Origin of the sequence: Acinetobacter guillouiae CIP 63.46 (assembly GCF_000368145.1) — a bacterium.
GTDB classification, from domain to species: domain Bacteria; phylum Pseudomonadota; class Gammaproteobacteria; order Pseudomonadales; family Moraxellaceae; genus Acinetobacter; species Acinetobacter guillouiae.
The window spans coordinates 1,568,525-1,590,727 of sequence record NZ_KB849283.1 but is presented as its reverse complement, the minus strand read 5'-3'; the positions used below and the strand labels follow the sequence as shown (position 1 = coordinate 1,590,727).

At 39.7% G+C, this 22,203-nt stretch carries 16 protein-coding genes; 10 read left to right on the top strand and 6 right to left on the bottom strand.

Annotated elements, in window-relative coordinates; all coding sequences use genetic code 11:
- Window positions 1-17: 17 nt before the first annotated feature.
- From nudC to dnaQ, 3 genes are all read right to left on the bottom strand, one after another.
- On the bottom strand, window positions 18-776 hold the full coding sequence (gene nudC, locus F981_RS12500; RefSeq protein ID WP_004722052.1) for an NAD(+) diphosphatase: 759 nt from the start codon (window positions 774-776) through the stop codon (window positions 18-20).
- The gene (locus tag F981_RS12495) at window positions 776-2,419 is read right to left on the bottom strand and encodes a hypothetical protein (RefSeq protein ID WP_004722050.1); all 1,644 of its coding nucleotides are present in this window, start codon (window positions 2,417-2,419) and stop codon (window positions 776-778) included. The genes nudC and F981_RS12495 overlap by 1 nt, the downstream gene beginning before the upstream one ends.
- 127 nt (window positions 2,420-2,546) lie before the next feature.
- On the bottom strand, window positions 2,547-3,968 hold the full coding sequence (dnaQ, locus tag F981_RS12490; RefSeq protein ID WP_004722048.1) for a DNA polymerase III subunit epsilon: 1,422 nt from the start codon (window positions 3,966-3,968) through the stop codon (window positions 2,547-2,549).
- A 215-nt stretch (window positions 3,969-4,183) separates the two neighbouring features.
- Here dnaQ and F981_RS12485 point away from each other — a divergent pair, with 215 nt between their 5' ends.
- The 6 genes from F981_RS12485 to F981_RS12460 all read left to right on the top strand — a co-directional run bounded on the left by F981_RS12485 (window position 4,184) and on the right by F981_RS12460 (window position 14,521).
- Entirely contained in the window at window positions 4,184-7,462 is a 3,279-nt protein-coding gene (locus F981_RS12485; RefSeq protein ID WP_004722045.1) for a LysM peptidoglycan-binding domain-containing protein, read from the top strand.
- Between the two features lie 72 nt (window positions 7,463-7,534).
- On the top strand, window positions 7,535-9,385 hold the full coding sequence (locus tag F981_RS12480) for an extracellular solute-binding protein (RefSeq protein ID WP_004722043.1): 1,851 nt from the start codon (window positions 7,535-7,537) through the stop codon (window positions 9,383-9,385).
- 105 nt (window positions 9,386-9,490) lie between these two features.
- Window positions 9,491-10,561 (top strand): microcin C ABC transporter permease YejB, encoded by a 1,071-nt coding sequence (locus F981_RS12475; protein WP_004722041.1) that lies wholly within the window; start codon window positions 9,491-9,493, stop codon window positions 10,559-10,561.
- Window positions 10,561-11,577, top strand: coding sequence for an ABC transporter permease (locus F981_RS12470; RefSeq protein WP_004722038.1), 1,017 nt, complete (start codon window positions 10,561-10,563; stop codon window positions 11,575-11,577). The genes F981_RS12475 and F981_RS12470 overlap by 1 nt, the downstream gene beginning before the upstream one ends.
- Window positions 11,549-13,144: a dipeptide ABC transporter ATP-binding protein gene (locus F981_RS12465; RefSeq protein ID WP_004722036.1), complete on the top strand. Its 1,596-nt coding sequence runs from the start codon at window positions 11,549-11,551 to the stop codon at window positions 13,142-13,144. The genes F981_RS12470 and F981_RS12465 overlap by 29 nt, the downstream gene beginning before the upstream one ends.
- A gap of 132 nt (window positions 13,145-13,276) precedes the next feature.
- Window positions 13,277-14,521 carry an NADH:flavin oxidoreductase/NADH oxidase family protein gene (locus F981_RS12460; protein ID WP_004722034.1) on the top strand — a complete coding sequence of 415 codons (1,245 nt, stop codon included), beginning with the start codon at window positions 13,277-13,279 and terminating at the stop codon, window positions 14,519-14,521.
- A 450-nt stretch (window positions 14,522-14,971) separates the two neighbouring features.
- Here F981_RS12460 and F981_RS12455 read toward each other — a convergent pair whose 3' ends face one another.
- From F981_RS12455 to map, 3 genes are all read right to left on the bottom strand, one after another.
- On the bottom strand, window positions 14,972-16,198 hold the full coding sequence (locus F981_RS12455; RefSeq protein WP_004722032.1) for an MFS transporter: 1,227 nt from the start codon (window positions 16,196-16,198) through the stop codon (window positions 14,972-14,974).
- Between the two features lie 129 nt (window positions 16,199-16,327).
- Window positions 16,328-17,377, bottom strand: coding sequence for an OmpW family outer membrane protein (locus F981_RS12450; RefSeq protein WP_004722031.1), 1,050 nt, complete (start codon window positions 17,375-17,377; stop codon window positions 16,328-16,330).
- A gap of 329 nt (window positions 17,378-17,706) precedes the next feature.
- Window positions 17,707-18,534: a type I methionyl aminopeptidase gene (gene map, locus F981_RS12445; RefSeq protein WP_004722029.1), complete on the bottom strand. Its 828-nt coding sequence runs from the start codon at window positions 18,532-18,534 to the stop codon at window positions 17,707-17,709.
- 219 nt (window positions 18,535-18,753) lie between these two features.
- Here map and rpsB point away from each other — a divergent pair, with 219 nt between their 5' ends.
- The 4 genes from rpsB to F981_RS12425 all read left to right on the top strand — a co-directional run bounded on the left by rpsB (window position 18,754) and on the right by F981_RS12425 (window position 22,190).
- Window positions 18,754-19,506: a 30S ribosomal protein S2 gene (gene rpsB, locus F981_RS12440; RefSeq protein WP_004722027.1), complete on the top strand. Its 753-nt coding sequence runs from the start codon at window positions 18,754-18,756 to the stop codon at window positions 19,504-19,506.
- Window positions 19,507-19,645: 139 nt separating this feature from the next.
- Window positions 19,646-20,521: a translation elongation factor Ts gene (gene tsf / locus F981_RS12435; protein WP_004722025.1), complete on the top strand. Its 876-nt coding sequence runs from the start codon at window positions 19,646-19,648 to the stop codon at window positions 20,519-20,521.
- Between the two features lie 157 nt (window positions 20,522-20,678).
- Window positions 20,679-21,239, top strand: coding sequence for a DUF3465 domain-containing protein (locus F981_RS12430; RefSeq protein WP_004722024.1), 561 nt, complete (start codon window positions 20,679-20,681; stop codon window positions 21,237-21,239).
- A 129-nt stretch (window positions 21,240-21,368) separates the two neighbouring features.
- Window positions 21,369-22,190, top strand: coding sequence for an AraC family transcriptional regulator (locus F981_RS12425; protein WP_004722023.1), 822 nt, complete (start codon window positions 21,369-21,371; stop codon window positions 22,188-22,190).
- Window positions 22,191-22,203 lie beyond the last annotated feature (13 nt).

Here is a 22,203-nt window from a genome sequence, read left to right as displayed (position 1 = left end):
ACATGTCTCAATCAAAATCAGTCTTTATGCATCGGTTTATTGTGAATTACATGTTCAATCATGGCATGGGCGATACTGCCACTAAAAGGCGTTTCGGGTAACTGATCAAATTTAAAGAACTGAGCCTCACTAATTTCTTCTTCTTGCAAGACGATTTCACCAGATTCATATTCTGCCTTAAAGGCCAGCATAAGATTACTTGGAAAAGGCCAAGGTTGGCTGGATAAATATTGGACATTTTTGACATGTAGGCCAACTTCTTCCAACGTTTCTCTTTTGACTGCTTCTTCCAGTGTTTCACCGACTTCAACAAAACCCGCAATAAGGCCATACATCTTGCTTTTATTCTTGGCATTTTTTGCCAATAGAATTTCGTTATTGCCACGAGTAATCACGGTGATAATACACGGTTGTACACGCGGGTATTGATGATAACGACAGCTAGGGCAGACCATGGCATATTCAGTTGGGTGAACCTCGGTTTCGTGTCCACAGTGGCTACAAAACTTATGGTTTCTTCGCCACTCTAGCAACTGTACTGCACGACTGGCTTGTTCAAACTCAGATTTGGTCCATTGTGAAATCAATTGACGAATCGGGATCAGTTGATATCCCTCTGGAATTTGATCTTCGATAAAAAGATCTCGGGCAATAATCTGATCACCCGAGTTAAAGCTGATATCACTTGCTAACTTTTCAACTTTAGGTAGTTGTAAATTTTCATCCACTAAAAGTTGTTGATGGTGAAAGATATATGCAAGTGATAATTCTGACATTAGGCTACCGATTTTAAATTTTGACTACTTGTTAATGCTACATCAAACATGGCTTGTAAAACAGGTTGTTTGTTTTGTAGATTTTCAATCATCATGTCTGCACTGGCTAAAACATCAAGCAGTTTATTGACTTGTGCAAGGTTAAACACGTGCTCTTTGTTAAGACCCGTTTGAATAAACTCCGCAGAGAGTAACAATGCTTTTTGACCATCTTTTGCCGCAAGGAACAACAGTGCACCACCAATTTCACTTAATTGTGATGGAAGTTGGTCTAAACTTGTGCTTGGAGGATCTTGTAAATATTGCACCAATGTTTGTGAGCTTAAATCAACCAGCGCTTTGGTCTCAGTCAATAATGCTGCATGTGCTTCATCTAGACGATCTAATGAAATCTGCAAGTTATTCACTTTTAACTGTAAACGACTCGATGTGTAATTACGCTCTAAGATACCAATCGAATTCATCGCTGATAAAATACTGTTCATCAACTGTTGCGCATAATTTTCATCTTTGAGCATGTTGTCTTGAGACAGTAGGTCAGCCTGTTGTTTCAGTCCGCTATAGGCTTCATTGAGATTCAAGACTTTAAATACATGCGCAAGATCAGTCAGTTTGCTTTTCAATTCTTGCGTTTTTTCATCACTCATATTTTTGTAGTTAAACTCAATATCATTACGGATTTGCGACATTTCATCTGTAATCAGTTGGCTCACACTATGAATGGTTTCAAAATCAGGGCCATATAAATGGCGGCTGAATATTTGTAATTGTGTGTCAGTCAGAATATCTTCGCCAACATTAATCTGTTCACGGATGTGTTGTGATATTTCATCTTCTTGGCTGATACAAATACTTAGGATATTGGCAGTATCTAATAAAGATGGCTTGAATCCGCTTAGATCTTTAAAGAATAAAGACATATTGGTTTCAATACTGATTAACGTTCTGAGGCGTGTGTCATTGAGAATGATGTTTTCAATGTGATTTAAAGCAACTGCAGCCAAAGCCCAATATTGTTCACTTTCTTGGCCTTTGGCTGCATTTGCCAAATAAGACCCAACCAGCTTGATACCTTGTAAATCTAAATCTGTTTCTTGCTGTTTGAGCAGTTTATGTAGGCATAATTTATAAAGTTTATGTACATACACTGAATGCTCTAACTCAGATGATTGTGGCAAGTTAAAATTCGGTGTTACACAGTCAAGCAGAGGAATAATTGCTTGGCCTTCTGGTGTCAGCTCTAGACCTAAAGAAAGTTCTAAGCGATTTAAGGTGTCATGTAAGAATTGTGGCGCTCTGACTTCACGAAGGCAAATAAACTCAATATAGCGTTTGAGCATGGTGGTGCCTTCACTCAAAGCGATCACTTCTTGGGTATTGATCTCACGCGGGTTTTGCATCACTTTACGCATCACCGCCGCAGAGAGTTGCGCAATTTTAGCAACATGCGGCATATCGATGAGCATCAGCACATTTACACATTGTTCAAATTGAAGCAAAGCATCATCAATACCGAAGGGTAAAGTTTGGTCTTCAACTAAACTACTGACAGCAGATTCTACCTGTAAAATTGAATTATCGACTTCTTTTTTAATAATAAGTAATGCTGTCGGATCAAAATGTATAGAGGTTTGGTAAGACATTGATCTGCACCTATCCTGGGTATCTGAATGTTTTATTTCATAGCCTCAAAATGAGGCTAATTTTCTAAGTTTTACTATAGCCGAAGAAGACCATCTTTACAGAAAAAATAGCCATCAATTTCAAATTTTATTTTGCAAAAATGCAGGCTTCCCCATGTTTTTCTTGAAATTGTTTGACCCAGTTCTCATGCGCTTCTAATTCTTCATCTGAAGGTAAAATGATTGGGGCATTGATTTCAATTTTTTTCCGAGTTGTATTTCTTTGCGCCTGATCAGTATGTGCAGAAAGAGCATCCATGTCAAAGGATACTTGACCGCCTGTCATGGCGAGATAAACGTCAGATAAAATTTCAGCATCGAGTAAGGCACCATGGAAAGTACGATCTCGTTGCGGAATTTCATAACGGCGAACTAAGGCATCCAAAGAGTTCTTTTGCCCAGGATGTTTGCTTTTCGCCATTGCCAAGGTATCAGTTACTTCACATACTTCTGAGAGTGCCTGTAGACCACTGCGCTTGAACTCCATATCTAAGAAGTTCATATCGAAGCTTGCATTATGCGCAATAATTTCACTACCTTTTAAGTAGTCAAATAAAACTTGCGCAATTTCGTTATATTTTGGCTTATCTTTTAAAAACTCATCGGTAATACCATGGATGGCTTCTGAATCGCCAACTGGTTTTTCTGGATTAATATAGATATGAATCGAACTGCCAGTCAGTTTACGATTGACCATTTCAATTGCGCCAACTTCAACAATTCGGTCACTGTCCTGATAATAGAAACCAGTGGTCTCGGTATCCAGAATAAACTGTTTAGGGCCATGTAACTGGACCGTCGCAGGTGTAATCACAATTTGTGGATGAATATCTCGCATTGCAGGTTGGCTCATTGCTGGCTCATCATTTTCATTGATATCTTGGTTAGATGGTTCTTCCATCTCAATTTCATGAGCTGGCATGACATCCTGCTGAGGGCTAATTTCTGATTCTATCATTTCATCTGATTCAATCAGGTCAAATCCAAAGGGATCGTCAAGCAGCCAGTCTTTTTCATGTTTTTTTTTATCATCAGCCACTGCCAAGGGTTCAGTCAATTTGGTTGGCGCAGTGGTGTTTTTTTTTGCGTCGAGTATTTGCTGAGTACCTAAATTCGCCAATTGATCTGCCATTTCATTGCCTGCATGTCCAGCATGACCTTTAATCCAGTTCCATTCAATTTCGCGACCTTGGCAGGTTTGATCGAGTTTTTTCCAAAGATCTGGGTTTTTTACATCTTTCCAGTTTTTCTTTTTCCACCCTTCAATCCATTCGGTAATGCCACGTTTTACATAGTTGGAATCGGTCCAAAGCACTAATTTTGCTTCGGTTGGGCAAAATGCGATCCCTTCAATGGCTGCGGTAAGTTCCATGCGGTTATTGGTTGTATCCAGTTCACCACCACACAACTTATGTTCTTCTGTTTCAGTGATGATATAAGCGCCCCAGCCACCAGGACCTGGGTTGCCTTTACAAGCACCATCGACATAAAGTGTGATTGTTTGTGACATAGTAATAACCAATGAAAGTGAATTAAGAGTTGAACATCGTGGTTTAAGAATTTATTGTATACGCAAATCGGCGTTTTCTACGCATGAACTGAGATTTTTTTAATTTCTTGTAACATTTGTATGCAATTCGCATTCAAAATTTGCCTTGTAAGCGCGTTTAGCTCTACTAAAATGGCAATGATAAAATAATTTACTAAATGTTGTTCGGAACTCTTATGTTTAAACCTACCACAATGCTGTGGCAACCTACTGCGACTGTTTTCTTTAAATTATCCTTATTAACATCTGCATTCGCAGCATTAGGGTTGACTGCAGGGTGTTCTTCGACGTCGACAACATCAAAAGTTCAAACATCAAAGTCAGCAGGCATGTTAGATGCCAGCAGTCTGGATTCTCTAGAAGATCTACTTTCTGCAACTGATATACGCGCGGTAGAGGGCGATCGCCTATTGATTTTAAAACATGGTGACGTATGGAAGCGGATGTCAGTCGGTTTTAAAATGGATGAAAACCATTGGGATCCTCGTATTGATGCGCAACGGAGCTGGTTTGTTTCACGCCAACCTTATATTGACCGTCTAAGTGCTCGTGCATCACGCTATCTTTACCATACCGTGAAAGAAGCTGAACGTCGTGGTTTACCTACTGAATTAGCACTGTTGCCGATTATTGAAAGTTCTTATGACCCAGCAGCAACCAGTAGTGCCGCCGCAGCTGGGATGTGGCAATTTATCCCAAGTACAGGGAAAATTTATGGTTTAAGACAAACCAGTTTATACGACGGGCGTCGTGATGTGGTTGAATCAACACGTGCCGCTTATGAGTTTTTAGGTAGTTTATATAATCAATTCGGTTCTTGGGAGTTGGCTTTGGCTGCCTATAACGCAGGCCCAGGGCGTATTCAGCAAGCAATTAACCGTAACCAAGCTGCGGGCTTACCAACAGACTATTGGTCATTGCGTTTACCGCAAGAAACCATGAACTATGTACCACGCTTTTTAGCCGTGGCACAGATTATTAAAAGCCCATCTAAATATGGGGTGAGTTTACCGCCGATTGCCAATCGTCCGCACTTTAGAGAAGTTGCAGTTCCACCGGGCGTACAACTCAATCAAATTGCTTCAATTACCAATTTAAGTCGTGCTGAATTATATGCTTTAAACCCTGGTCATCGTGGTGAATTTGTTGACCCTTCGAGTACTTTACGTATTTTGATTCCTGCGGATCTTAGTCCGACCATCGATGCAAAATTAAGAGCGTTAAAACCGGGTTCTGATAGCGGTTTATGGGCAAGCAATACTGCGCCAACCACAGCTACACGGACTTTAACGCCTACAGCGGTCACCTCGACAGTGACTCAATCGATTACTCCAAGTAAAGCGACGCCACCTGCTTTAACAACAGCAAAAACCACCACGACAACCACAGGTTCATTGAGTACGCTCAAAAATACACCACAAGGCTCAGATGCATTAGCGCAATTTGCTGCTAATGCTGATATTCCAAGTGCGCCACGTATTCCTGTTGCTGTGACCAATGCAGCCAATGTGAAACCTGTTGCCGCAGAGCCGCCAATTTCTGCACGTGAAAAAGCACAAATTCTTGCCGCAGTAAAAGCTGAAGGCGAAAAGGAAACGGTTAAACAAGTTTTAGAACCTCAAGCCACTCAAGCTGAAAAAGAAGAAGTGGTTAAAGAGATTAAGGCGATTGCACCACAAGGGACAGAAGTGCTTGACCCGTATGATGGTAAAATTAAGCTGACTGCAATTCAAACCAGTCAATCTGTTGCAGAAGTTCAAGGTAAAGAAAATACGGTTGGATTCTCATATCCTAAAGGTTTAGCAGATACCACACCTGCAAACTCGGAAGAAGCCAAACTGAATCAGGATAAGAACTTTAAGAAAACCGAAACTGAAGTTGTGGTTGAACCACCAAGAGGTAAACGCAGTACTTATACCGTTTTGGCAGGGGATACTTTAGCAACGATTGCTTTAAAGAATGGCGTAAATTGGCGCGATATTGCCAAATGGAACCAAGTTGATCCAAACGGAACTTTATTTGTTGGGGCGACTTTGTATTTATATGATGCCAAACCACAAATTGATACCCCTGTGGTTTCTCGCAAAACCACGGATTCAGCTCCAGCCAATTATGTGGTTAAACCAAATGACAGTTTAACCAGTGTGGCAAATCAGTTTGATTTATCTGTTTCACAATTGGCAAATTATAATAATCTGAATACCAACAGTAATTTATTTGTCGGTCAGAAATTAAAGCTTAAAGATGCTTCAGATGATAAATTATCTGAAATCAATAAAGCAGTGGTTCGTGCGGATACCTCTAAGCCTGTTGCAAAAATCAAGACCAAGGCTTATGCAGTTAAACGTGGCGAATATCTTAAAGTGATTGCCGATCGTTATGCTTTATCTGTACATGAACTCGCTGATTTGACTCCAGGTCTAGATACCTCAAGTAGCTTATTTGTGGGGCAAAAGATCAATGTGCCACTCAGTGAAGTCAATGAGCCAGAAGCTAAACTTGACTCTAAAGTGATTGATCAAAGTAAGTTTAAGAATGTAAAAGCTGAAACAACCTATAAAACTGAGAACTATAAAGTTCAAAGTGGCGATAGTTTATCCAGTATTGCGGTTCAGTCTAAATTAAGTTTGGCAGAATTAGCTGAGTTAAACAAAATTTCGACATCTAAAAACTTGCTTGTGGGTCAAATCATTAAGATCCCTGCTGGAACAACAACACCAGAAACCTATACTGTGCAATCTGGGGATAGCCTAATTGCGCTGGCAAATAAGTATAATTTGCAAGTTAACCAAATTGCCGATTTAAATGGTTTAAAAAGTACATCTGGTTTGTTTGTTGGGCAGAAATTGAAGTTGACTGGCACGCCTGAAACTAGCAGTAAAGAGAAAGCACAAGCGAGAAATGAGTCGAAATCAGAAGGCGCTAGTAAAGATATCCATGTGGTCAAATCAGGTGAAACACTGGCAAGCGTTGCAAAAAAATATAAACTGCAATTGTCTTATTTAAGTGAATTAAATGGTTTATCGCGTAATCAGGCTTTGGATATTGGACAACGCTTAAAGCTTGATGGGGAATTACCCAGTAAATCCACGCTATCTAAAGAAAAAGAAGACCTAAAGGCGACTGCGAAAGCAACAGCTAAAGCTTCGAGTAAGAATACTGAAAGCTATGCGGTGAAGTCTGGTGAGTCGTTAAATGCGATTGCAAATCGTGTTGGCATGTCAGTTCAAGAACTGGCTGAATTGAATGATCTGAGCCCACGTGCGGGTTTACAACGTGGGCAATCTATTCGTATTCCTAAAACAGTGACTGAATACAAAGTGAAAAGCGGTGATTCATTGATTCGTTTAGCCAGCAAGTTTGGGATTGATACCAGTGCACTTGCTGAGATGAATGAAATAAAACCAAACGCGTCATTACGCATTGGCAGCATTATTAAAGTTCCGAATCTTTAAGCGCTATTTTATTGGAGCAACGTTTAAAGCATAACATTTCAAAAACTTTTTTGAATAAAGGAAAATAGGGGAATGCGCCTAAGTTTTGTATATGTCAGCCCGATCGGGCTGGCATTGGGGTTATGTGTTGCAAGTTTAAATGTTGATGCTGCTCTACAGACAACAGCTTATATTGCTGTACATAATTCTCCACAGTATGACAAAGCTCAGGCGATGCCTTATGCCAATAGCAATGCACCCAAAGGTGGCTATATCAGTACAGCGAGTATAGGCACCTTTGATAATCTCAACAGTATGAATGGCAAAGGCAGTTCGACTGAAGGGATTAATTATCTGTTTGATAGCTTAATGGATAGCTCACTGGATGAACCGGGTGTGTTATATCCGCTTCTCGCTGAAAAAGTCACTTATGATCCTGTTAAAACCAAATTTGTTATTTTCCATTTAAATCCCAAAGCTCGTTTTAGTGATGGTTCACCCGTCACGGCTGAGGATGTTAAATTTAGTTTTGATACCATTCAGAGCAAAGCCAATCTAGGCTTTCAAATGTATTTGTCTGATTTAGCCAAAACTGAAGTATTGTCTAAATACCAAGTGAAAATGACATTTAAATCAGACCACAATGCAGACATGCCCTTTATTTTGGCAAAAATTGCGATTTATTCAAAAGCAGATTGGAAAAATAAAGACTATAGCAAAGTGACCTTGCAGCCAATTTTAGGGTCGGGGCCTTATCTGATTGAGCGTATTGATTCAGGGCGCAGTATTAGTTATAAGCGCAATCCAAATTATTGGGCAAAGGATTTAGCCATCAATCGTGGTCGTTATAACTTTGATCGCATGAAATATGTTTATTATCGAAGTCCCGAAATCGCTTTTGAAGGGTTTAAATCTGGACAATATCGCTTTTATCAAGAAAAAAATGCCCGTAACTGGGTCACTGAATATAATTTTCCTGCGGTAAAACAAGGTTTGGTGAAAAAGTATATTTCTAAGATTGAAACACCAGCGCTCACGCAAAGTTTGGTTTTTAATACCCGAAAGGCGCCATTCAATGATCTCAATTTTCGCCAAGCATTAACCTATGCTTATGATTTTGAATGGATCAATAAAGCATTGTTATATGGTCAAAATATTCGCTTGCAAAGCCACTTTCAAAACAGTGAGCTTGCTGCGACTGGAAAACCAAGCGCGAAAGAACTTGCAATTTTAATGCCTTATTTAAAGCAATTGCCCGCATTACAACGGCAAGGTGTATTGGCAGATTGGAAATACCCAGTTTCAGATGCCAGTGGTTTTAACCGACAGAATTTATTGATTGCACGTTCGATGCTATTAAAGGCGGGTTATCGTTTTCACAATGGACAATTGGTGGATAGACAAGGTCGTCCCATTCAAATTGAATTTCTGATTCATCAAGATGGCGTGCTACGGACTTTGCTGCCATATATTCGTAACTTAAAAAAACTTGGGATTCAGGCAAATATTCGTCAAGTCGATTTACCGCAATATACAGAGCGTATGCGCCGTTTAGATTTTCAGATGACCGCTATTGATATGCCGCAATCATTAACACCGGGCGCTGAACAGGCACAGATGTGGGGCAGTAAGGCTGCCGACGAAGTGGGCAATTACAATTATGCAGGTGTTAAAAGCCCAGTAGTCGATCAGCTGATTCAACAGATTATTTATGCACCGAACCGTGAACAATTGGTGCTTCGTACCCGAGCACTGGATCGGGTATTACGTGCAGGCTATTATCAAATTCTGACTTATGGCAATGATAAAAACTGGTATGCTTATTGGAATATGTATCAGCAACCCAAAGTTAAACCAAAATTATCCCTCGGTTTAGAGTATTGGTGGGCAGATGCAGATCAAGCGAAAAAAGTAGAGCAATATTTAAAAAATCGAGCATTTTAAAAAGCATAATTTCAAATCTTCATGGTTAAAACATCAATGGCTCAACGTGAGTGATGTTTAAATTGACATATCTACCCTCATGAGGTCATAAGGAACATCGTTTCAATGGGCACATATATACTCAAAAGGCTGTTACTGATCATCCCGACATTGTTCTTTGTTCTCTTGATCAATTTTGTTGTGGTTCAAATTGCACCTGGCGGGCCTGTTGAACAAGCCATTCAACAAGCGGAAAACTTCCAAGGGGTCAATATGACTGCTGGGGGGCTATCATCTTCGGTCAATAACCATGAGTATCGTGGTGCACAGGGCTTAAGCGAAGATATGGTCGATAAAATCAAACAGCAGTATGGCTTTGATCGACCTGCACATGAACGATTCTGGTTGATGTTAAAAAATTATTTAGCTTTAGATTTTGGCACGAGTTTTTTTAAAGATAAACCTGTGACTGAGTTGTTATGGGAAAAAATGCCAGTCACCATTTCCTTGGGTGCGTGGAGCACTTTTTTAATTTATTTAATCTCAATTCCTTTAGGGATTAAAAAAGCCAAGCAGCATGGCTTATTTTTTGATAAATCAACTTCATTACTTTTGGCTGTGGGCTATGCCGTTCCCGCTTTTGTATTTGCAATATTGTTGATCGTATTTTTTGCTGGTGGTTCTTATTTACAATGGTTTCCATTACAAGGCTTTGTTTCAGACAACTTTCACAGTCTCAATCTATTTGAAAAAATAGCAGATTATTTTTGGCACATGGCTTTACCTTTGCTCGCCATGGTGTTGGGCGGATTTGCAAGTTTAACCTATCTGACAAAATATTCATTTATGGAAGAGCTCAATAAGCAGTATGTGCTGGCAGCACGAGCAAAAGGCTTAACTGAAAATGATGTGTTATATAAACACGTATTTCGCAATGCATTGTTGGTGATTGTTGCCGGCTTGCCTGAAGTATTGGTTGGGGTGTTCTTTGTTGGAAATCTACTGATTGAAATTATTTTTAATTTGGATGGACTCGGCTTGCTAGGTTTTGAAGCCGTGCAACAACGTGATTATCCGGTGATTTTTGGTGCTTTGTTCTTTCTGACCTTATTTGGGCTGATTTTACGTTTAATCTGTGATGTGGTTTATCGTGTGATTGATCCGCGAATTGATTTTGAATCGAGAGGTGCAAAATAATGTCACCGATCATGCAAGCACGAATACAGAAATTTAAGAAAAATCGCTTGGGTTTTGTCTGTTTCATCGTATTTATTGTTTTATTTATTCTTTCAATTTCTGCCGAATTTATTGCCAATGATAAGCCCTTATTGGTCAAATACGATCAGCATTATTACCTGCCAGTTTTAAAGGCTTATCCTGAAACACATTTTGGTGGGGTCTTTGAAACAGAAGCCGATTATCGTGATCCTGTGGTTCAGCAGTTGATTGATGAAAAAGGTTGGTCGATTTGGCCACTGGTTCGTTATTCCTACCAAACACCCAATTTAGATTTAGCCGTTCCTGTTCCTTCACCACCCACCGCACAAAACTGGTTAGGTACAGATGATCAAGGGCGTGATGTATTTGCCCGTATTCTTTATGGTCTACGCATATCACTGTTGTTTGGTTTGGCATTGACACTATTTGCTGCATTTATTGGAATTATTGTTGGGGCGATACAGGGTTATTATGGTGGATGGGTGGATTTAATTGGGCAACGTCTGCTTGAAGTTTGGGGTGGTTTACCGACGTTATTTATGGTGATCATCTTGGTCAGTATATTTACCCCGAGTGTCTATTGGCTATTTTTGATTATGTTGATTTTTGGCTGGACAGAGTTGGTCGGTATAGTCCGTGCTGAATTTCTTCGCGCACGTTATTTAGATTATGTTCAAGCAGCACGTGCCTTAGGGGGGAGTGATTTGGTGATTATGTTCAGGCATATCTTGCCCAATGTGATCAGTTCAAGTTTATCTCAACTACCATTTATGCTGACTGCAAATATCACTGCACTTACTGCATTGGATTTTTTAGGTTATGGGCTACCACCAGATGCAGCCTCCCTCGGTGAATTGTTATTACAAGGTAAAAATAATTTAAATGCGCCGTGGCTGGCTTTATCTGGATTTTTTACTTTGGCCTTGGTGCTATCTTTATTGATTTATATTGGGGAGGCGACACGCGATGCATTCGATCCAAGACGTCAAAAATGATCCATCTTTGTTGTTGTCTGTCCAACATCTGCATATTGAAAATCAGCGTAAAGAGGTGCTGGTCAATAATCTTAACTTTGACCTACATGTCGGGGAAACTGTTGCGATTGTCGGGGAGAGTGGTTCAGGCAAATCAATCAGTGGTTTGGCACTACTTGGCTTACTTCCTGAAAATTTAACTGTGACTGGACAAGCGTTATATGATGAGCAAAACCTATTATCTCTTAATCAAAATGCGCATTTGGCGATCCGTGGTAAAAAAATTGCCATGATTTTTCAAGAACCGATGACTGCACTCAACCCGTTACACAAGGTTGAGCGGATTATTGGTGAGACTTTACTTTTAGATGGAATGTCTAAGGAAAAAGTCAGAAAACGTGTCTATGACTTATTGTGTGATGTCGGAATGGACGAACCTGAGGATAAGTTGAATCGTTATCCACATGAGTTATCAGGTGGTCAACGACAACGTGTTTTGATTGCATCAGTTTTGGCACAAAAGCCTGAAATTATTATCGCGGATGAGCCGACAACAGCCTTAGATGTCACATTACAATCTCAAGTTTTAAACTTATTACAACTGCTTATTCTAAACCATAAAATGGCCATGATTTTGGTTAGTCATGACTTGAATTTGGTGCGTAAATATGCTAATCAAGTGATTGTGATGAATCATGGGCAGGTTGAAGAAAAAGGCACGGTTCGAAATATTTTTCAAAACCCTAAAGCCAGCTATACCCAATATTTATTGGATCATGATTTTGGTGAAGCCAATGCTTTACCGTATAAACGTAATTTAGTTTTATCACTACACCGTGTTGGGGTGAAATTTCCAATAAGAAAGGGCATATTTAATCGAGTTAAAGATTATTTTGTTGCTGTTCAACCGATCAATTTACGTTTAGATCGCGCTGAGTCCATCGGCATTGTTGGAGAAAGCGGTTCTGGTAAAACCTCTTTGGCGTTGGCAATCGCACGACTGATACAGTGCTCGGGCAATGTTTTCCTACTCAATCAAGACTTGAACAGATTGAGTCAGCGTAAATTACGTCCACTTCGATCAAATTTTCAAATTGTATTCCAAGATCCGTTAAGCAGTTTAAATCCACGTATGACTGTCGACCAGATTATTCGAGAGGGTTTGGCACGACAACATCTAAAAGAAGCTGAAATGCTGATTCGTATCAATGAAATTTTAGACAAAGTAGAGCTCCCAATAACAGTTAAACAACGTTATCCGCATGAATTGTCTGGCGGTCAACGGCAACGTGTGGCTTTAGCACGTGCAGTGGTATTACGCCCTAAATTACTGATTCTCGATGAACCAACCTCAGCTCTTGATCGAACCACACAACGTGCGATTGTAAAATTACTGCGTCAGTTGCAACAGGATTATCAAATGAGTTATTTGTTTATTAGTCATGATTTGCAGGTGGTAAAAGCACTTTGTCAGAAAGTTTTAGTATTAAAAGATGCTAAAGTTATCGAGTTTCAAGACACTCAAGCCTTATTTGATAAACCTTTAAATGACTATACCAAGCGATTAATTGCAGCGAGTCAGTATTAACGCTGTATTGATGACTCTGGTTCAAAAAATATTCACACTAACAAAGTTGACAAAATGCATTGTCAGATTTACGCTTGAACTATTATAAATTTAAATTAGAGTAAAAGCTCTAATCACTAAAGAGATTTGACCATGAGCCATCTTGCACAAGCATTAGAAATAAAAAACACGCGATTTAAAAACCGAATCATTAAAGGTGCGATGAGTGAAGCATTGGCCAATCATGCAGGGCAACCGAACCAATTGCATTTAGGTTTATATGATGCTTGGGGGAAAGGCGGTTTAGGTTGTGCCATTACGGGTAATGTGATGGTTGATTTCCGTGCGAAGAATGAGCCGGGTGTTGTTGTAGTTGAAACTGAGCGTGATCTTGCCAAACTGACTGAATGGGCAAATGTGGGTAAAAAGCACGGGATGGTACAACTGATTCAGTTATCACATCCAGGTCGCCAGTGTCCAAAAGGACTCAATAAAGAAACAGTGGCACCTTCAGCAGTGCCTTTTAGTCCAATGTTGGCGACGACATTTGGTACACCACGTGCACTCAATGAAGCAGAAATTTTAGATATCATTCAACGGTTTGCTGAAGCTGCGCGGATCTGTGAAAAAGCCGGTTTTGAAGGTGTACAATTACATGGCGCACATGGTTATTTGATCAGTCAATTTCTTTCACCATTGACCAATAAACGTCAAGATCAATGGGGTGGTTCGATTGAAAACCGCATGCGTTTCTTGTTAGAAATTTATGTTGCAGTGCGTGCTAAAACCTCAGAAAACTTTATTATCTCAGTCAAACTGAACTCTGCAGATTTCCAGCGTGGTGGAATCACAGAAGAAGAAGTGGTTCAAGTATTTAAAGCCATTGATACAGCAGGGATCGATCTGATTGAGATTTCTGGTGGTACCTATGAAGCACCGGCAATGGCAGGTGCAAAAGCGGATAAACGTAAGCAAAGTACGATTGCACGTGAAGCATATTTCTTGGATTTTGCAGAAAAAATTCGTAAAGAAGTCAAATGTCATCTTATGGTGACAGGTGGTTTCCGTACAGCGCAAGGAATGAATGCGGCTTTAGACAGTGGTGCGTGTGAATTTATTGGGATTGCACGTCCTCTTGCGGTAGAACCTGAAGTCAGCAACAACTTGATTGCTGGTCAGGACGTTCGATATGCAGTAGAACAAATCAAAACCGGTATCCCTTTTGTTGATAAAATGGCGATCATGGAAATTCTGTGGTATGCCGCTCAGTTTAAAGCAATTGGTGAAGGGAAGAAGCCAAATCCTAAGCTTTCTCCACTCAAGGTTTTCTTTAATTATGCAAAAAATAATATCAAAGCGGTGATTCAAGGGCGAGTAAACTCGCGAAAATCAGCCTAATAAAGATTGGGAAAAGCGTAGTCGCGACTTAGAAAATTGATTTTAAGGTTGCTTCTGGTCTGCTTTAGACCAATACGATTTAAATGTGTCAGCAGGCCATTGTCCTTTCACTAAAGCCGTTTGAAAGGCGGGTCTGCTTTCTATTTGCAGAAGATAGCGCTGAATTTCAGTGAACTTTTGATATCTTGGGTGAAGTTCAAAACAGACTTTGTTCCAACAAGGTTTAAATTAAAAATGTTGAACGGCTTATGATTACAAAACAAAGCCCTAAAAGACGTTAGGGCTTTGAAAGAAAGCAATTAATCTAGCTATTGGACAATGGGTTAATGCGCACAAAAAGCCATATTAAAATATTCAAATAATTCAGGCGTGTTCAACCACAGCATACTTGACAGCCCGAACAGAATAACAATAACCAACCAGATACTGAGCTTGAACCACGAGAATGAGTTAGTCATTAACCACAGCCTCTTCATTAACAAAGAAATGCACAATAACACCGACTATACACAAGGCAATTGAGCATCCCCAAATGATGTTGTAGTTACCCGTTATATCATGATTTAAACCGCCTAGCCATCCACCAAAAAAAGAACCGATTTGGTGAGTGAAAAAAACCAGACCGCTTAGCATGGTTAAGTATTTCACACCAAACATATTGGCTACAATACCATTGGTTAGGGGTACAGTCGAAAGCCATAAGATCCCCATAACGATACCAAAGGCGTAAACAGTCCAAATACTCAATGGCAGCATGAGAAAGGTAACAATCGCAATGCCACGTAAACCATATAAACCCATAAGCAGATGCGGTTTAGAATACTTGCCACCAAGCCAACCAGCGGTATAGGTTCCGATAATATTAAATAGACCAACCAATGCGAGAAAGATCGTTCCAGTGGAGGCATCAAAACCATGATCAATCAAATAACCCGGCAGGTGAATGCCTAAAAAAACCACTTGGAACCCACACACTGAGAAACCAAAGGCCAACCATAAAAAGGGTTTATGCTGAAAGGCAATTTTAAGAATCTGTTTAAAGCTTAAATTGGGTTTTATCGCTTGTTTAATTGCATTTGGTGGTACATACATGGGTGCTTTAAGCATCCATGCCAATGGAACAATCAACACAATGAGCATTGCTGTAATGACCAATGCAGATGACCAGCCGAAATTTTTAATGAGAAGCAGGGTGGTTGGCAACATAATGAATTGCCCAAATGAACCAGCTGCACTGGCAATACCCATTGCCATACTGCGCTTGCTTGGATGCGCTGCTCGTCCTACGGCCGAAAGTAATACCGAGAATGATGTTGCAGAGAGGGCTAAGCCGATAATTAAGCCGACACTGATATCCAGTAACAGCACATTTGAACTGATAGACATTAACAACAGACCAATGGTGTAGAGCACCCCGCCTATTGCAACAATCTTCTTACTCCCATATCTGTCTGCAAGCGCACCAGTAAAAGGTTGTACTGCGCCCCAGAATAGATTTTGTATGGCAATGGCTAAACTAAAAATCTGATGACTCCAACCAAACTCATGGCTCATGGGTACAAGATAAAGCCCAAAACCGTGACGTACACCTAAAGAGAGTGCCAGAATAAAAGCACTTCCAATAAGCATATAAATGAGTGGTTTAGAGAAACGCGTGTCGTCCTGTTGTACTGACATAAGCTATCCATTGAATCATCATATGAGAATTGTAGATGATTCAATGGGACTTAGCGATAGAATAAAAATTTATCAATCGATAAATTTTAGTGATCAGTCAGCACATTTTAATGAAAATAAATTTAGCTTTTAGAAGCGATAACCCACACCAACATAAGTAATCAGAGGATCAATATCAATTTTGGTTTTGGCTGTGACAAGTTGTTTGTTGGTATTTGAGTCTGAAATAGTAATGGTCGCATCACTACTCATTGGTGCATAAGTGACAGAGCCTACTCCAAACCAGCGATCATTAAAATCATAGGTTGCACCCAGTGTTGCCATTGGTGCCCAAGCATCATCTGCTTCTACTTTAACTACAGGATTTGCAGATGATTTTTTGCCATCTAGTGCTGCCCCAGCCTGTCCATCTAATACGTTCTGGATCATGTGACCTGCTGCAATCAGATCGTCTTTTACGCCATTATCGACTTTTAGGTGAGTAAAATGTGCATACATGACACCTACACCAACATAAGGCCGAAGTTTATTTACACCAGATTTACCAAATTGATAATGTAGTTCTGCCGCTGGCAACCATGCAGTTGCAGATGCTGCTTTTGAATGTTTTGTTAAATCAGTAATTGCAATATCTTTTTTCAAGTCAATACTGCCAAGTGGTGTAGAATCTTTACCGGTCAATGGTGCATAGATTTGGCCTTTGCCTTCTATCTCAACTTTAGGCGGAACACCTGCTTTAAACTCTAATGAAAGATTATCAGTGAAGTAGTAATTTCCCATCAGACCAAAAGTATCAACATCTTTTGCTGTTAGACCAGTGCCTTCAGAGGTCCAACTGGATAGACCATTGACTGTGGCTGTGCCCGTTAAAGCGCCAGGAATCGTGTCACCCAAAAGCCCGATTGCGCCATAAAGAAAAGGATTGGATTCTTTAACTGCTGCGTCTAAAACTGCTTTTTTAGAAATATCACCTACTTTAGATTGTGTTCCTTCTGCAACGGCAGTATTCACTTTGATAGGATTAGCATTACCCTGTGGCATTGCATGTAGCCAACCTGCTGAAACAGAAAAGCGTTTAAATCCATCACCATCTTTCAGACTAAAATAAGGTGAATCTGCATGCGCCATCATCGGTAAAGTCATGCATGAGGTCATGATGCAAAGTAATGATTTTTTCATAGGTTTGGACTCCATGTCCGTAATTGATACTAATTTTTATGCGTTTTTATTATTAGAAGTTTTTGCTGTTAATTAATGTAGTCTTTACAAAGGCTTTTTTTAAGTGAATGTTCTTTTTTTAATGTTTTATTTATCATAAGTTTATAAATGTAATACAACTGTAATCATGTTGTCATGATATTACATGCTAAAAATAGACCATGATCAATACTAAAAATAACCATAAAACATTGACTTGGCAGACAAGAAAAAATGCATGCAATAAAAAAAGGCCATATGAATATGACCTTTTGTTAAGCAGCATAAGTCATTTTAGTCAATGACTTTCGTTATTTTTGAAAACGAGATAGATCTTCTTCAGGGCGCGCGGTTAAAACTTCTACACCGTCTTTGGTCACCAGCAGGGTATGTTCGTATTGAGCTGAAAGACTATGGTCTTTGGTCACCACCGTCCATTTATCACCCATTAAACGTGTTTGCCAAACACCAGCGTTGACCATTGGTTCAATGGTAAAGGTCATACCTTCTTCCAAAACCATGCCTGAATTGGGTTGACCATAGTGAAGGACTTGAGGCTCATCATGAAATACTGTACCAATACCATGACCACAATATTCACGCACTACACTAAAGCGTTCTGATTCAACATATTTCTGAATCGCTGCGCCAATATCACCAATGGTTGAACCCGGTTTCACCGTTTCCATACCACGATACATTGCTTCTTGAGCAACTTTACACAAACGTTCAGCAATAATCGATGTTTCACCACCAACCACATACATCATATTGGTATCGCCGTGATAACCATCTTTGATCACAGTCACATCAATATTGAGAATATCGCCTTTCTTTAAAATTTTACTTGCAGATGGAATACCATGACATACCACATGATTTACAGAGGTACAAATTACATGTTGGAATGCAGGGCGACCTGGCGCAGCACCATAACCCAAACATGCAGGTATAGCGTCTTGTTTGTTGACAATATAGTCATGACAAATCGTATCCAATTCAAGTGTACTGACACCTGGTTTGATATGCGGTTTGATCATATCCAAAACTTCTGCAGCCAATCGACCTGCAACACGCATCTTTTCAATTTCATCTGCGGTTTTGATTAATCGACGTGGTGCTTCGTAAGTACTGTTCATGATCTTTAAAAACTTTTGGAAATTTGTATGTGACTATGGTATAAATAGCCGCCCAATTTATCAAATGCTTTCTGTGACTTTCTTTGTGAATGGTTTATGGAAATATTGATAAGGGTAATTTAAAAATCCGCACATATGTCGTCACATTACTCTGGGTGCCTGAAAGGGTGGAGAATGCGGACATATGGAGGCCTAACCCAAACTTTTAAGGTAAAGAAAATGGCAGATTACAACGTAAGCATGCGCGACCTTCTTCAAGCTGGCGCGCACTTTGGTCACCAAACTCGCTTCTGGAACCCAAAAATGCGTCAATACATTTTTGGTGCGCGTAACCGTATTCACATCATCAACCTTGAACATACTGTTCCTGCGTTAAATGATGCTTTGAATTTTGTTAACAATCTAGCAAGCAAAAAGAACAAAGTATTGTTCGTTGGTACAAAACGTGCTGCTTCTAACATCATTCGTGAACAAGCTCAACGCGCTGGTCAGCCTTATGTTGATCACCGTTGGTTGGGTGGTATGTTGACTAACTGGAAAACTCTTCGTCAGTCAATCAACCGTTTGAAAGATCTTCAAACTCAATCACAAGATGGTACTTTTGCTAAACTTACTAAACGTGAAGCATTAGAACGCGCTCGTGAAATGGAAAAACTTGAACGCTCTTTAGGCGGTGTTAAGAACATGGGTGGTTTACCTGACGCATTGTTCATCATCGACGTTGATCACGAAGCAATCGCGATTAAAGAAGCTAAAAACCTTGGTATTCCAGTAATCGGTATCGTTGATACAAACTCTAACCCAGATAACGTAGATTTCGTTATTCCTGGTAATGACGATGCGATCCGTGCTGTTACACTTTATGCTTCTGCAATGGCTGATGCAATTCTTGCTGGTAAAGAATACGCTCAAACTCAAGCGAATGCTCAAGCTAAAGGCGAAGAAGCTGCGAAAGAAGCTCCTGAGGCTTAATGCGTTTTGACGCAAGCTTGTCATTTTTGTGATTTAAAATGATGACAAATTGAGCGTCGAGAAAGCAAAACGGCCCAGAGGAACCTTTGGGCCGTTTTTGTTGAACAGATTCATATTCTACCGTATTTAGGAGAACAACATGACTGCAGTTACTGCGAGCATGGTAAAAGAATTACGTGACCGTACTGGTCTTGCAATGATGGAATGCAAAAAAGCATTAACAGAAGCAGACGGTGACATCGAATTAGCGATTGATAATCTTCGTAAATCAGGTCAAGCAAAAGCAGCTAAAAAAGCTGGTAACATTGCTGCTGATGGCGCGATCACAATTGCTCAAGAAGGTAACAAAGCAATTCTTTTAGAAGTAAACTGTCAAACTGACTTCGTTGCTAAAGACGAAAACTTTGCTGGTTTCTCTGCGAAAGTTGCTGCTGCTGCACTTGCTGCTGGTGTAACTGATGCTGCTCAAATTGCTGAATTGAAACTTGAAGATGGTTCAACTGTTGAAGAAGCTCGTATTGCGCTTGTTCAAAAAATCGGTGAAAACATTCAAGTTCGTCGTGCTGCAATTGTTGAAGGTGAAAACCTTGCAGTTTACAAACACGGTTTAAAAATCGGTGTTGTTGTTTCTTACACAGGTTCTGCTGAAACTGGTAAAGGTATTGCAATGCACGTTGCTGCGTTCAACCCAGTTGCTGTAACTGCTGAAGATGTTTCTGCTGATCTTATCGCGAAAGAGAAAGAAATTGCAGAAGCTAAAGCGATTGAATCTGGTAAGCCAGCGAACATCGTTGAAAAAATGGTGACTGGTTCAGTTGAAAAATACTTGAACGAAGTTGTTCTTGAGCGTCAACAATACGTAATCGACAACGACAAAAAAGTTGCTGAAGTATTGAAAGCGACTGCAACAACTGTAGCTCAATTCGTTCGCTTCGAAGTGGGTGAAGGTATTGAGAAGAAAGCTGAAATGAGCTTTGCAGAAGAAGTTGCGGCTGCTCAAGCGGCTGCTAAATAATTTTTACTCACTGAGTATAATTATTGAAAACCCCTCCTTAGAGGGGTTTTTTTTGTCTGTAATTTAATTGAAGTAGATTCAGAAGAATTAATTCATACATATCTAAAAGATTATTCTTTTATAATTCCACAATGAACATTGATTAGACTCAAACTTTATGGCAAATAAAACTCAACTTGGTATTGGTGCTGTAATCGCAGTGATCGTCGCAGCTTATATAGGTGTTGATCTTAATCAACAAAAAAATCAAGCAACTGAATCCTCTAAAGTTGAATCGATCGATCAGCAAAACAATCATTCACAAGACAATACACAGCAGGTGAATGAGCAAAGTAAAGATAACCAATTTAACGATAAGCCGTCTGCCAATAGTCAAAATCAAAATGGTCTTGAGGTTATTCGAAAAGCCTATGATGTAAAACTCAGTAATGTTCAAGTACAGTCCATTGGTCGAGTAAAAGCCGTGTTGCGTGATGATAATGAAGGTTCACGTCATCAAAAATTTATTCTTGCACTGGATAATGGCTTAACTGTACTGGTTGCGCATAATATTGATTTAGCACCACGCATAGATAATTTACGCAAAGGTGATACTGTCGAATTTTTTGGCGAGTATGAATATAGTAATCAAGGTGGTGTAATGCATTGGACACACCATGATCCAAACCGTCGTCATCAAGATGGTTGGCTAAAACATAATGGAAAAACCTATCAGTAATCTATTGGTTATTTTCTTAGGTGCACAAAAGATTAGGTCTTGTTTAAACGTATAGATAGCAATTTTGTTCTATACGCTTTTTATAAACATGCTATTTTTAAATTATTATCAAAAGTCTGAATAGAAAAAATGCAGGAGTGGGCAAGCTACTTTCACCTAAAAGAATTGGGTGGATTAGAATTGTTAAAAGCACAGTATCACCATAAGCAATTTTCAAAGCATGTGCATGAAGGTTATTGTATTGGTGTGATTGAAGATGGTGCACAGAGTTTTTATCGGACTGGGCAGTTACATACAGCACCGAAGGGCGACATTATTTTAGTCAATGCTGATGAAATTCATACAGGTTCATCTGCTGTCGAGTCAGGCTGGAAATATCGTGCAATTTATCCAACGCCAGAAATGTTGTTAGATGCAGGGCAAGATTTTTTTAGTGTTAAAAATAGCGTACCGTGGTTCCCACAAGCAGTTGTGCAAGATGTTGGATTGGCACAGCAACTCTGTTTACTTTTTGATTTATTAGAACAAAAAGAAAATACTTTACTGAAAGAGAGTATGTATTTATCCACTTTAGCCCGCTTAATCAGTCGCTATGGTCGTGCCAAATTAACACCTGCTGAATTACCAGAAGCACAACGGAAAGTTGAAATAGTTAAAGATTTATTAAGCAGCTTCCCTGAGCATGATTATTCGCTCACTGATTTGGCGACATATGTAGGATTAAGCCCTTGGCATTTTTTACGTGAATTTAAAAAATATACGGGATTACCACCGCATAGCTGGTTGGTTCAGGTCCGCTTACAGAAAGCGCGCCAATTATTAAAACAAGGTCAGAGTATTGCAATGACGGCCCAAAATAGTGGTTTTTCAGATCAAAGTCATTTTAATCGACATTTTAAAAAAGCAGTCGGGGTTACGCCTTCTCAATATTTAAGTACCTTAAATATTTAATAAATGTATTCGG